Origin of the sequence: Ohtaekwangia kribbensis, from assembly GCF_042676245.1 — a bacterium.
GTDB classification, from domain to species: domain Bacteria; phylum Bacteroidota; class Bacteroidia; order Cytophagales; family Cyclobacteriaceae; genus Ohtaekwangia; species Ohtaekwangia kribbensis.
The window spans coordinates 1115383-1128926 of record NZ_JBHTKA010000007.1; the positions used below are offsets into that span (position 1 = coordinate 1115383).

Genomic DNA, 13544 nt, shown 5'->3' on the forward strand with positions numbered 1-13544 from the left:
CTCAAACGAACATGAAAACTTCAACATTCAACAACTTCACATCATCTGTGGCTATCCTTTTTTTATTTCTGGTAACAATGGTATCCTGCAAGTCCGGAAATGAATCTGAAAAGAAAACAGGCGGCCAGATTCCTGACATTGATATTCACACAGCTGTGATCACCGGGAACAAAGAGGCCTTGAGACAACACATCGCAGCTGGAAGCAATATAAATGAGAAAGATCCTTTCGGTGGATCAAGTCCGCTGATCAGCGCGGCCGTGTTTGGTAAAACAGAAGAAGCAAAAATCCTGATCGATGCCGGTGCCGATCTCAACTTTCAGAATAATGACGGATCAACCGCGCTTCACTCATCGGCTTTCTTTTGTCGCCCGGAAATCGTTCGCATGCTGCTTGAGAAAGGTGCGGATAAAACGATCGTGAATAATTTCGGAGCAACGCCTTACCAGACCGTAGCTGGTGCATTCGCGGAGTCAAAAAGTATATATGATATGATTGGAAAGGTACTTGAGCCTATGGGACTTAAACTCGACTATACCTATATCGAGCAGACAAGACCTGTAATCGCAGGCATGCTGAAATAACAAATTCACTCCCTAAACATCAACGAGTATGCTAACCACAAACAGACGGTATGATATCGATTGGCTTCGCGTGATCGCCATCGGATTGCTTTTGATATACCATGTCGCGATTGGATTTCAACCCTGGGGCATCATGATCGGTTTTATTTCCAACGGTGATTCGTGGACATCACTCTGGTTGCCGATGGCAATGTTAAATATATGGCGTATACCGTTTCTGTTCTTTGTGTCGGGGATGGGAGTATATTTTGCCATGCAGCAACGAAGCTGGAAGCAACTTATGCAGGACCGCGCGCTTCGGATACTGCTTCCGTATGTCTTCGGGATGTTTTGCATTTTTCCGTTGAGTGTCATGATCTGGCAACGTTATTATAAGTGGGATGTGAGCTATGCGTTCAACCCGGGACACCTCTGGTTTCTCGGAAACATTATGCTATATGTAACGCTGCTTTCACCACTGTTTTATTATCTGAAAAAAAATGAGCCGGGTAAATTTGTGCACGGTCTCAAAGCTATACTAAGTCATCCCCTCGGATTACTGCCGGTACTGATGCTCTTTGTGGTTGAAGTGTTGATAATAAAACCGAACCCGTATGAACTATACGCCATGACGTGGCACGGGTTCGTGCTTGGTCTGATTGCATTCTTTTGTGGATTCTGTTTCGTGTTAGCAGGCGAAGGATTCTGGAATATGCTGCTGAAGTATAGATGGATATTTTTGATATTGGCGATTGCATTCTTCACTCTTCGATTTATATGGATGGCACTGAAAGCTCCGGGTTATCTGCTAGCAATAGAGTCTCAGTGCTGGATACTAACCATGTTTGCATTTGGATATAAATACCTGAATCGTCCGGGGAAAGTATTGTCCTATTTAAGTGATGCTGCATACCCGGTATATATTCTTCACATGATCTTTTTGTTTTTAGGATCCTGGTGGATTTTCCCGCTGGATATACCCGTGCAGCTTGAGTTTGTGCTGGTACTTTTGTTTACCGGTATAGGATGCTTTGCTGCATTCGAAGTGATAAAACGAATAAATATACTTCGGCCGCTGTTCGGATTGAAGTTGAAGAATAAAAAAGAAGAGTATAGCAGGCATCATGCAACAGAGCGTCATTCCGCCAGCACCATAGTGCTATGAAATATAGTCTTGCTGTGCGGAATCCTCTTGCTGCTATTCGAGAGTAGAAGTGTCTCGATATGAAATCACCACCTTGGGGATGCCGCTACAATTTCACATATCTCCCGATTGAATTTTGCGGCAGCGGCATGACACACAGAATAAATACATCATGACATTTTAAACAAAGCAACAATGGCATTTTAAACAAAGCCGATGGGATGGATGCGTTCTACTTTTGTCTATAACAAAATCAATTGGACATGAAAAAGAACAATTACCAGGGAGCATTGCAGATCCCCATCGGCTCCGGATTTAACGCAACTTCAACAACAAGTGATGTTATCAGGGGAATTAACCTTACCGGCAAAGTAGCGATCATAACAGGCGGCTATGCCGGTATAGGTTTGGAAACCACAAAGACGCTGGCAGCAGCAGGCGCTACGGTTATTGTGCCGGTTCGCGATGTAGAAAAGGCAAAGAAAAATTTAACCGATATAGCGAATGTAGAAATTGAGAAACTGGACCTGATGCAGCCTGCTTCGATTGACGCACTCGCTGAGAAATTTCTGGCGTCCGGAAGACCGCTGCATATACTCATCAATAATGCCGGCATCATGTGGGTGCCCCTGCGCAGAGACAGTCGTGGGTATGAGTCTCAATTGGCAACAAACCATTTAGGACACTTTCAACTTACGGCTCGACTCTGGCCTGCGTTGAAAAAGGCGCATGGTGCAAGGGTTGTGAACGTTTCCTCGTTCGGACATCACATGGCACCGTTCAATTTTGATGATCCGCACTTTGAGCATCACGAGTACCAAACCTTGCTGGGTTATGGACAGTCCAAGACAGCCAACAATTTATTCAGCGTTGAACTGGATAATCGTAGCAAAGCATTTGATGTACGAGTATATTCGCTTCATCCGGGCTCGGTATATGGCACCGACCTGGGCCGCGAAGCCCCGATTGAATTATTCAAGCAAATGGGTACACATGATGCCAACGGCAATATTTTTCCGGAGGTAGAGCGGAAACTGAAAACACTGGCGCAAGGTGCAGCTACATCGGTTTGGTGTGCTACCAGCCCGATGTTAAATGGCGTAGGTGGAGTATATTGCGAGAACGCAGATATAGCCGAGCTGGATTCCGGAAACATCGAGCATAAATATGATGAGCCCTGGACTTTGCGCGGAGTGCAGCCGTATTCACTCGATGAAGCAAATGCAAAACGCTTGTGGACGCTGAGTGAGAAAATGGCAGGTATATCTTTTCCGGTTGATTAAGGATACATGTATTCTATGGAATTTGTAACGAACTATATAACACCTGATATCAAACTTTCCTGCTACGAAGACAAGTTGTTCAAAACCGAAGTGGTGTTTGATCAGCACATGTTGGTGTGGTTTATATCGGGGGAGACGAAGATCATTCAGGCCGATAATGAGTATATATTTCGCGCGGGGGATATCTTTTTAATACCAAGAAACCAACTGGCGACTGTTATCAATTATCCTAAGGACGGATTGCCGCATAAAACCGTAGTGATGCACCTGACAACGGATAGGCTACGTACATTTTACGCCCCAATCGAAGTGAAACCTAAAGCAGCGATATCGCAGAAGATTCGTTGCTTTAGCGACCATCCGTTACTGAAGAGTTGCTTTGCTTCTGTGATTCCCTACTTCGAAGTGCAGGAGCAGTTTCCGGAAAATATAGCCTCGCTGAAAATAAACGAAGCCATCAGTATTCTTCGCATCATCGATAGCGAGATTGATGGTATACTGGCAAACTTTGAAGAGCCCGGAAAAATTGACCTGGTGAGTTTTATGGAAAAGAACTTTATGTTCAATATGCCGATGGAAAAATTCGGCTATCTCACCGGGCGCAGTCTTTCAACTTTTAACCGTGACTTTCGAAAACATTTCAACGCAACACCTCAAAAGTGGCTGACGCAAAAGAGGCTGGAACTGGCTTACTATCAACTTACGGAAAAGAAAAAGAAACCGGTGGAAGTATACCTGGAAGTTGGCTTTGAAGACCTTTCGCACTTTTCGTATGCATTCAAAAAGCAATTTGGATATACACCAACCGGTCTGGGTTCGCGCGCAGGTTAGTATATACGTGCCAGCTATCGTAATTTGTTGATGATGCTGGCATCCACCCAATATATGTCCTGGTTGCTGGTATAGAATAAGTACTTTCCATCTGCGGTTACGAACGGACAGAGCTCATGGTCTTCGGTATTAATAGTCTTACCCATGCTCCGGGCTTTTGTCCACGTGCCGTCAGCCTTTTTGAAACTGATGTAAAGATCACCACGACCAAGTCCGTCCGGATTATCTCCGCAGAATATCAGGTATGATTTATCGCCCGCTATAAATACATCTGCTTCATAGTAAGATGAGTTAACGGAATCGTTTAACGGAACCGCATTTTTGAATTTATTCTGTCCTGCAGGCGATGCGTATAGTATATTATAGTTCCATTCGTTCCGCGGATCCCGGTTGGAAGAGTAATAGATCGTTCCATCCTTCGAAAAAGATATATAGTATTCATTTTTATCGGAGTTGATGGCGGTACCAGCGTTTATCGGTTTAGACCAACCGTTCGCTGTTCTTTCCATATACCAGATATCGTAATCCTTCTTCTCTCCGGTAGCCGCCAAAGGTCTGTCGGATATAAAGAATAGTTTAGTCTCATCCGGGGATAACATCGGGTCGTTGAAGCTGAATGTATTGTCGAATACCAGCCGCTTTGGTTTTGTCCATTTACCTTTGTTGAGGTGCATGAATCGGATCTCCGCTCTGCCGGCAGTGTCAACAGCGAAGTAGAACTCCTGACCGTTGCGTGAAAATACAGAACCGAATTCACTTCGGCCCACCACGGATATTACTCCGGGAGCAAATTTAACAGGAGTAGTACCCGGGCGTTTCTCTCCAAGATACAGAGGTGTGTCTGTCTTTTGCTTTTGTCCTGATACGATACCGGGTAGCGTGATGATAAGCAGGAGGAGAAGAGTTTTCATGATGAGGGCTATTCAATTGGGTACTGTAGTAAATATACCTTTTATAGTATTTATTGATATACCGAATACTCCCGCTTTCCGGATTTTTTTGTACGCCTGCGAGCAACCCCTCTATATTTACCGGAGAGCGTATGCCGTTACATAATTGTAATTCCTGAACCTTTGAAAGAATCTTCTGCCATGGCCTTTCCTTCTTCATCGGTGATGATTACATCCACCTTGGAGGAATCACAAATGAAATAAGCTTCAGCCGTATTTATTCTTTCGTGTGGTGATAACGCGACTACTTTTTTGGACACTTCAGCAACGGCCTTCTTTACCTGGCTCTCTTCGTAATTTATTGTAGTAACACCAATAGTAGGATGAATACTGCAGATTCCCATGAAGAATATATCAGCGCGAATACTGTTGAAAAAATTGATAGCGTTATGTCCAATGGAAGTAAAGGCTGCTTTATACAAGCGACCACCAGCGAATAACACTTCTATGGCCGGATGCGACTCGAGTACATTTACAACGGGGAAGCTATTGGTCACGACCGTTATCTGCAGATCGCGCGGAAGTATACTAGCGATGGCCATCGCGGTTGTGCCACCATCAAACGCCACAACTTGCCCGTTATGCAATAAGCTCAATGCTTTTTCGGCAATGACTTTCTTTGCATCGGTTTTATAGTCCAATCGATCAGCAAAATGATGGGGAGTAGGAGAGTGTGGTATAGCACCGCCTCTCACAGCTTTCAGTAATCCCTGGTCCGTGAGTTCTTTCAAGTCTCTTCGCACGGTATATTCGGAAATCTTCAACTGTTTACTCAGTGACTTCAAGGTCACTTTCTGATCCTTTGAAAGTTTTTCCAGGATAATGCGGAAACGTTCCTCTTTTAACATAGGAGCAATATTATGCAATTTTTTGCTAATAATGATACGATATTGTACAGATACACTGAATCATGTTGCTATTTATTGCTATTAATTGCAATATTATTTAAGTTTATTGCATAATATTGCAAATATGAAAGACAACCTAAAAGTCAGCGTGATAACCCAGACGATATTACCTGATGCCAAACCCGACCGCACGGAAAGTAGATTTACTTCCGGAGTTTCTATGCTACGGATGAACCGTATAGCTGTGAGTGCAATCTTCTTCATGCACGGGCTGTGTTTTGCAAGTTGGGCATCACGCATCCCGAGCATTCAGGAAAAGTTGAATCTCAGTTCCTCTGCATTAGGTACTATACTCTTCGCGTTACCCGTAGGATTCTTTGTCTCTCTTCCCTTTGCCGGATGGCTTGTCGGTATATTGAAGAGCAAGCGCGTTGTTATACTGGCTGCTATATTCTATAGTGTATCGTTGCTGTGCATTGGAACAGCACCCGGTACGGTTGCGTTGTTCGGCTGTTTATTCCTCTTTGGTTTTTTTGCTAACCTTCTCAACATCGCTATTAATACGCAGGCCGTTGCCGTGGAAGGTTTATATCAAAAGAAGATCATGGCATCGTTTCATGGCTTATGGAGCCTGGCGGGTTTTGTAGGTGCAGCACTTGGCACGTGGATGATCAGTCATACCATTGCGCCCTTTCAACATTATATAGTTGTCGCTGTCCTGTTCTTTACAGTTAATATCGTTTGTGCTTTTTACCTTGTAACGAAAGATGAAGCTGCGGGAGAGAAGCGTCCACTTTTCGCTATGCCGGATAAACCGTTGCTTGGCCTCGGCATCATTGCGTTTTGTTCCATGATGGTGGAAGGTGCGATGTTCGATTGGAGCGGACTATATTTCATTAAAGTTGTGAATGTTAAACCGGCATATACCGGGCTCGGATATACTATATTTATGGTAGCCATGGCGGGCATGCGTTTTCTCGCAGATGGTTTCTCCGATAAGTTTGGACTAAAAAGAATATTGCAATTAAGCGGATTACTGACAACAGCGGGATTGTTGTTAGCGGTCCTTCTTCCTGAAATTGTACCATCAACCATTGGATTCTTCCTCATCGGCATGGGCGTTTCTTCCGTTGTGCCCATGGTATATAGCGCAGCCGGAAAGTCCAAATCGCTTTCACCCGGTACAGCGCTCACAGCAGTGTCTTCCATGGGGTTTATAGGGCTGTTGATAGGGCCTCCCATCATCGGCTTCATCGCAGAGGCAACCAGTCTCAAAATGTCATTTCTAACTATTTCGATCATGTCTGTCGCAGTTATTGTTTTTGCTTCGCTGATGGCAACTCCGTCAGAAGGTAAAAGCAACTAATGATACATACATGAACAATCGATCATCACAGGTAAATAAACCACTATATATATGAAAACTATTTTTGATGAAAGCACACGGCAGGAATTGATCGGCAGAATCAACCGTCTCCATGAAAACAGCAAGGCACAATGGGGAAAAATGAATGTATGTCAGATGGCCAAGCATTGTACGATATGGGATGAGTGGGTATTGGGAACGCATAATCCGGAATACAAGCAATGTTTCCTCGGTTTACTGTTTGGTAAGCTGGCGTTGAAAAGTTCGGTGGGCGACAGCCGACCGATGAAACGAAATATGCCTGCCGGTAAACTTGCCGTAAAAGAACGTGGTGGAAATATAGAGCAGCAAAAGGAGAAATGGATTGCACGTGTTGCGGAATACGGACACTTTTCAAACTCACGTTTTATACACGATTTCTTTGGTAAGATCACGCAGGAGGAGATCGGCATTTTCGCTTATAAACATGCCGATCACCACTTGAGACAGTTTAATGCCTAGCAATAATATACTATAGTGATTGTCATTCGTATTTCAGGGCCTTGGCAGGATCTATATTGGCCGAATGCCAGCTCTTGATTGCCACAGTGAGGCCGGCAATAGTTAACGCCAGGAGTCCGGCAATAATGCATATCCAGGCATTAAACGAAATGCGATAGGCAAATTGTGCTAGCCATTTGTTCATGAGCAGTATACCGATAGGACACGCAATAACAAAAGCCATAAAAACTAGCTTAAGGTAATTGGCCGACAGTAAATATACCAGCTGAAAAGTGGAGGACCCCAATACTTTTCGAACACCAATTTCTTTTGTGCGCAGCATGGTCATATAGGCTGTAAGACCGAACAGACCCAGCGAGGCTATAAATATAGCGAGGCCTGAAAAGACAACGAACACTTTGCCGAAGCGATCATCATTTTTGTATTGTGCATTGAAGTGCTGGTCAAGGAAGAAATAATCAAAAGGATTCTGTGGATATAGTGTTGCCCAGAGATGTTGAATTGATTGAATGGACGACTGTATATTTTGGCCCTGGATTTTGAATGCATAAAACTCTCCGGCCCACGGTGCAAAGACATATTCTTTTAGCGTAAAGACAATCGGTTCAATTTTAGTTCGCAGTGATTGCTGGTTAAAGTCTTTTACGACACCGATAACTTTTTTAGGAAGCGGTCGATCGTTCTCATCCCAAAGTATAGTCTGATCGATAGCTTCTGCAGGGTTGTAATAGCCGAACGATTTTGCAGCGGTCTCATTGATGATAATGGCGTCTTGCCATGCCGTTGTGCCGTCCGGGTAATTTTTACCGGCGGCGAAGGAAGCACCTAATAGGGTAAAGAAGTTCTCATCGATGGCTACGATCGCGCATCCTACAGAATTCTCGGGTGCATTCTGCCGGGCAAAACTTCTGCCCCAATGTAATTCATCACCGGGTATAGAAGAGGTTATCGCAAATGAGACAACCCCCGGAAGTCTTTTGGTTTCGATAGCAAACGAAGAACGTATTGCTTTGTAGGTGCTGTCTTTTACCGAAGGGCCTTTCACGATTAAGGTCTGGTCTATATCCATACCCAATGCCTGGTTGCGCATAAATGCAAGCTGTTGGTAAACGGTGATTGTACCGATGATGAGAACCACAGAAGCTGTGAACTGAAATACGATCAAAGCTTTATTGAGATTAACACTCGCCAGTGATCTTGACACTTTGGATTTGAGTAATGATACCGGGCTCAATCTTGATATAAAGAGTGCAGGATATAAACCGGAACAAAGCGTACCGACCAGGTATATAATGAACAGGACAACTGCACCTTGCCAGCCGAGTGAGACGGCATCCGGTAAATCGATCATCACCTTCAGTATAGGTAATGTAGCTTGTATAGCGGCTACCGAAACGATGATAGCTATCAAATTCATGGCAGCGGCATCCATTAGTAACTGTCCAAGGAGTTGGAGCCGGTTGGCACCGTTGATTTTCCGAATACTGATTTCACGACTGTTTTCGGTTGAACGTGCAATCGAAAAGTTTATATAGTTGATCCATGCAATCAATAGAATGAAGGCTGCTACAATTTGCAGAAATGTAACAGTAGTAGCGTCTCCGTTTACTTCCAGTTCGCCCCATAGTTTGGATTCGAGGTGTATGGATTGGACCGGCTGCAATTCAAAATCTGCACGATAGCCGTTCGCATGCATATCGGCTATAATTTTTCCGATATGTTTATTCAGCAATTCCGGAATCTTAGCTTGTATAGTTTCTGCTTTGAGACCGGGTTGCAACTGTATATAGGTATAAAAATTACCCCAGTCCCAATTGTTATCAAGGTCTGTTATACCGAGACTGGAGAACGACAAAACAAAATCAGTGTGGAGGTGCGAATTGAGTGGTATATCTTCAAACACTCCGGAAATTGTAATGGGCAGTGAACCTCTTTCTCCGCGGTGAAAGACCAGTGTTTTGCCAATAGCCGTACCGTTGCCAAAGTATTTCGTAGCCGCAGATTGTGATATTACCGCATGGTCGGGGTTGGCCAACGCAGTGGCGGCATCTCCTTCGATAAGGTTGTATGAAAACATTGAGAGGAATTCGGGATCAGCAAAGTAAATCTTGCTTTCACGGAATTTCTTTTCCTGGTACTCCATCACCGGATCAGCCATGAACGGTCCGGTATGTACCAACCGTACTGCCGATGTTACTTCCGGAATATCATTCTTGATAGCAGGTGCCAAAGCGGGATTGATTTGAGCAGAGCTTCCGGTCTCAACGTTATTCTCGAAGCCGTGATAGGTTACCCTGTATATATCTGCTGACCGGAAGCTATCAAAGCTGCGTTCATAGAAAGTATATAGCAGAATGGTGGTAGCGGAAACGATAGCCAGTGAAAGTCCGGCGATGCTCAGAAATGAGAACGACTTTTCGTTCCATAACTTCCGAAGCGATAGTTTTAGTAATGTTAAAACCATAGTCGTTTATGTAATGCCAGGTGCATGTTCATAATTGTGCCAAAGTTACCATACGTTAAAATAGTGAGAAAAATGAGACATTCCGTTTTTCTACTGACCGATACCGAGCGCTATAGTCCGTTTTTATGAATTCGCATAAGCACACCAGTTACATGGTGTTTCGTGTTTCAACGGGATTCATATACCGACACTTAACTGTATTTTATTTATATATACTCCCGATATATTTGTATTATTATACAAGGTTTGAACGTTGTATCTCTACCTGGGTCTCATGCAGGAGAGGTTGAATAGTGTGGAGGATAGCAAAGCCGTTGTGTTGTTTGCATAAGTATATGTCCCGAAACAGATAAAAACTCATAACGATGGAGCATAAACGGCATCTTTCCAGGCGAACCTTTTTGCAACAGGCAGGCTTGTCGGGTATAGCGCTCACAATCGGCTGCTACTGGCCTGCATCCGGAAAAAGCACGGGAGAAATTGTTCCGGTAGAGGATGCCGAAGCTATAGCAACCGAGCTGATGGCATGGATATCGATTGATACTGCGGGTAACGTTACACTCTTCAACCATCGCTCCGAGATGGGACAGGGTACTTGGCAGGCCATTCCACAAATTGTTGCTGAAGAACTGGAAGTTGCCATGGACAACGTGCGTATACAGTATGCTCCTGCTAATCCAAAAAAATACGGACCACAGCCACAGGAGGGAAGCTTCTCCATTCGCGGCTGGTATCAGCAGTTATTACGCATGGGGGCGTCTGCCCGGGGCATGCTCATTGAAGCGGCCGCCAGGCAATGGAGAGTAGCAGCAACAGAGTGTTATGCTGAGAATGGACATGTGGTACATCGCGCTACCGGAAGAAAACTAAACTATGGTGTATTGGTAAAAGATGCCGCGCAGCTCACACCACCTCAACCGGTAAAACTGAAAGAACGCAAAGACTATAAAATTATAGGCAAGCCGATCAGGCGTAAAGATATAGCCGCCAAGACCAACGGTACCGCTGTATTTGGACTCGATAAAAAATTACCGGGTATGCTCTATGCGGTAGTAGAAAGAAGTCCGCGCTTTCGGGGAAAAGTAAAAAGCTTTGATGATGCAGCGACCAGATCCGTTAGCGGAGTAAAGCATGTGATGAAAGTGCAGCGTGCTGTGTTTGGTTTGATGTACGAAGGTGTTGCTGTAGTAGCGGACTCGTTGTGGACAGCAATGCAAGGTCGCAAGCTGTTGAAAGTGGAATGGGATGATGCCGGCTTTGAACACCTCGATTCAGAACAGCTCTCAACCCGAATGAGACAGGACCTCGACAAACCCGTGACACCGGATGCTTTTGAGACAGCCTTAAAAAATTCTACCGCTGTTATTGAGTATATATATGAAGCACCTTATCAATCGCATAGCTGCATGGAGCCACTCAATTGCATTGCGGATGTAAAGGACAACAGCATTGAAATATGGGGACCAATACAGGAGGCTAACTGGATACAGGCGGATCTAAGCCAAAGACTTAATATACCCATCGAGAATGTTGCAGTAAATATGACTTTTCTCGGAGGTGGCTTTGGTAGAAAAGCATTTCCGGATTACCCGCTCGAAGCAGCTCTTATTTCAAAAGCCATAAAGGCACCTGTGCAGGTAATGTGGACACGAGAAGATGATATGACGATGGGACCTTTTCGGGCAGGCTCTTTCTATAAATGCAGTGGAGGTGTGGACGCGCAGAAAAAGATACATGCTCTTCAGATCATTTCGGCTTCACAATATATAGGACAGGGAGAGGATAAGGACGCACAACCTCAATCACTAAAAGCAAATACCGGTGAGATAGGCGGCTCACTAAGCGACTACTATAAATCAATACCACATTATAGTTTTGGCGGTGTCCCGACCAAGTCGCCTATACCAACCATGTGGTGGCGGGCACCGATAGCCAATGTAGATGCTTTCGCTTTTGAAAGTTTCATCGATGAACTCGCGCACCTAGCGTTACAAGATCCGCTTGAATTCCGAAAGGCTCACCTGGCTTCGTCCCGCAGCCTCGCATTGGTGGATCGGCTTGCCGTTGTAAGCAACTGGAAAAGCAGAGCGAAGAATGAAGGGTGGGGCGTGGCCATTACCGATTGCTTTGGTGCGATGGTAGGACAGGTTGTAAAAGTATCGCGCAAGCCAGACCAGAAAATCAAGATCGATAAAGTATATGCGTTGATTGATTGTGGCATGTATATAAATCCGGATATCATTCGGGCACAGGTAGAAGGTAGTATTATCATGGCATTGGGAGCCGCTATAAATCATGCCACGCATTTTAAAGAAGGTAAAGCCGTTGAAAAGAATTTCAATACCTATACTATGCCGCGCTTGCAGGAGATACCCGAGATTGAAGTGCATATTATGGAGAACGATGAAAAGCCGGGAGGTGTAGGCGAACCCGGATTGCCCGCCTTTGCCCCCGCACTTTGCAACGCTATATTTGACCTGACGGGTAAACGCATACGGAAATTACCTTTTCAATTGGCGGAGGTATAGAAATTAATATTGAATTCAGTAAAGTATATACTTTAAAAGAGTAAATCCCGGAGAGGGCCTTCCGGGATTTTACTATACTGATACGGCACCGTCACTCCCAACTCCAGCAGCCAGAAGCCATCAGCTTTTTTCCTCTCGGAGCTCGAAGCCCGCAACTCTCTATAGCTGAAGTTTACTTTACAGTAAAGTCTCTATCGCAAGTGCGGTTCCCGTAGTTCACGAGAATGCTGTTGCCCTGGAACATCAGCATTTCTTCGCCTTCAATCGGAAAATCGCCGGCACAAGAGAAATCATATACAAGGTTTTTGCGGAGTGTCATCGAGAATGCTCCACCATCTGCAAAGTTACCACTGGTTGTTAGCGAGATCACCCGTAAACCATCTTCTGTCATTTCTGCAGCCTGCGCTACTTTATATTTAGCTTCCGTGTTGTTGGCGTACGTAACGGTAAGATCCTGTTCCATTTCCTGCGTAAATATACCTGCTTCAAGGTCGAACACGAAGCTTCCGCTTACTGTACCATTTACAATTTCTCCTTCGTGCTCATCGGAGTCGAGCTCGCTATAGTCTATAAATTCCAGGCTATATTCAATTGTATTTTCGCTCAAGGAAAATATAATTACCACGCTTCCGGAAACTTCGGTACCTTCTTCCGTTTCGCAGCCGTCACCAAAGTTCATGGTGATCCTTGTTGAACCGTTTGATAGTTCTTCTTCGATTGCCTCTGCACATGGAGCCGAACTTTTTAACCTGGCAATGGTAGAGGTTGCAAATGTACTGCGTCCTGCTTCAGAAGGTATATTGGTTACGCTCTCATTGACAAAGCGATTGACAAAATTGAGATCTTCACGAAAGTCAAGAACCTTATTTACGTTTTCTTTTTTAGCGGCTTCACTGGTGTCGGATGATTTTTCTGCATCGTCATCGCAGGAAGAAAGAAATAATGTTGCTACAAGAACAAACGGGATTAAAAGCGAACTGATAGTCTTTGTTTTCATTTTCATATTGAGTTTTTGTGTTTTTCAATATGATTACAGGCACCCCGTGATTTACCCTAAAAGATTTTT

11 protein-coding genes are annotated in these 13544 nt (G+C 44.5%); 7 read left to right on the forward strand and 4 right to left on the reverse strand.

The window, feature by feature from the left end:
• The first annotated feature begins 11 nt into the window (after positions 1 to 11).
• From ACFQ21_RS19690 to ACFQ21_RS19705, 4 genes are all read left to right on the forward strand, one after another.
• Positions 12 to 584, forward strand: coding sequence for an ankyrin repeat domain-containing protein (locus ACFQ21_RS19690; RefSeq protein WP_377581550.1), 573 nt, complete (start codon positions 12 to 14; stop codon positions 582 to 584).
• Positions 585 to 612: 28 nt separating this feature from the next.
• On the forward strand, positions 613 to 1728 hold the full coding sequence (locus tag ACFQ21_RS19695; RefSeq protein ID WP_377581553.1) for an acyltransferase family protein: 1116 nt from the start codon (positions 613 to 615) through the stop codon (positions 1726 to 1728).
• 242 nt (positions 1729 to 1970) lie between these two features.
• Positions 1971 to 2990: an SDR family NAD(P)-dependent oxidoreductase gene (locus tag ACFQ21_RS19700; protein WP_377581556.1), complete on the forward strand. Its 1020-nt coding sequence runs from the start codon at positions 1971 to 1973 to the stop codon at positions 2988 to 2990.
• Positions 2991 to 3005: 15 nt separating this feature from the next.
• A complete protein-coding gene (locus ACFQ21_RS19705) occupies positions 3006 to 3821 on the forward strand; it encodes a helix-turn-helix domain-containing protein (protein ID WP_377581559.1) in 816 nt (271 codons plus the stop codon).
• Positions 3822 to 3835: 14 nt separating this feature from the next.
• Here the strand turns inward: ACFQ21_RS19705 and ACFQ21_RS19710 are convergent, their stop codons facing one another.
• Together ACFQ21_RS19710 and ACFQ21_RS19715 are read right to left on the reverse strand one after the other, a co-directional pair.
• Positions 3836 to 4732 carry a hypothetical protein gene (locus ACFQ21_RS19710; protein ID WP_377581561.1) on the reverse strand — a complete coding sequence of 299 codons (897 nt, stop codon included), beginning with the start codon at positions 4730 to 4732 and terminating at the stop codon, positions 3836 to 3838.
• A 137-nt stretch (positions 4733 to 4869) separates the two neighbouring features.
• Complete coding sequence (locus ACFQ21_RS19715) at positions 4870 to 5619, reverse strand: DeoR/GlpR family DNA-binding transcription regulator (protein ID WP_377581564.1); 750 nt, start codon at positions 5617 to 5619, stop codon at positions 4870 to 4872.
• 124 nt (positions 5620 to 5743) lie between these two features.
• Between ACFQ21_RS19715 and ACFQ21_RS19720 the strand changes: the two genes are divergently transcribed.
• Both ACFQ21_RS19720 and ACFQ21_RS19725 read left to right on the forward strand, forming a co-directional pair.
• Positions 5744 to 6985 (forward strand): MFS transporter, encoded by a 1242-nt coding sequence (locus ACFQ21_RS19720; RefSeq protein ID WP_377581566.1) that lies wholly within the window; start codon positions 5744 to 5746, stop codon positions 6983 to 6985.
• A 51-nt stretch (positions 6986 to 7036) separates the two neighbouring features.
• Positions 7037 to 7486: a DUF1569 domain-containing protein gene (locus tag ACFQ21_RS19725; RefSeq protein WP_377581568.1), complete on the forward strand. Its 450-nt coding sequence runs from the start codon at positions 7037 to 7039 to the stop codon at positions 7484 to 7486.
• Between the two features lie 22 nt (positions 7487 to 7508).
• Here the strand turns inward: ACFQ21_RS19725 and ACFQ21_RS19730 are convergent, their stop codons facing one another.
• The gene (locus tag ACFQ21_RS19730; protein ID WP_377581570.1) at positions 7509 to 9950 is read right to left on the reverse strand and encodes an ABC transporter permease; all 2442 of its coding nucleotides are present in this window, start codon (positions 9948 to 9950) and stop codon (positions 7509 to 7511) included.
• A 365-nt stretch (positions 9951 to 10315) separates the two neighbouring features.
• On the opposite strand from ACFQ21_RS19730, the gene ACFQ21_RS19735 reads away from it, so the two are divergent.
• The gene (locus tag ACFQ21_RS19735) at positions 10316 to 12478 is read left to right on the forward strand and encodes a xanthine dehydrogenase family protein molybdopterin-binding subunit (RefSeq protein ID WP_377581573.1); all 2163 of its coding nucleotides are present in this window, start codon (positions 10316 to 10318) and stop codon (positions 12476 to 12478) included.
• A gap of 172 nt (positions 12479 to 12650) precedes the next feature.
• Here the strand turns inward: ACFQ21_RS19735 and ACFQ21_RS19740 are convergent, their stop codons facing one another.
• Complete coding sequence (locus tag ACFQ21_RS19740; RefSeq protein ID WP_377581576.1) at positions 12651 to 13475, reverse strand: hypothetical protein; 825 nt, start codon at positions 13473 to 13475, stop codon at positions 12651 to 12653.
• Between the last annotated feature and the right edge of the window lie 69 nt (positions 13476 to 13544).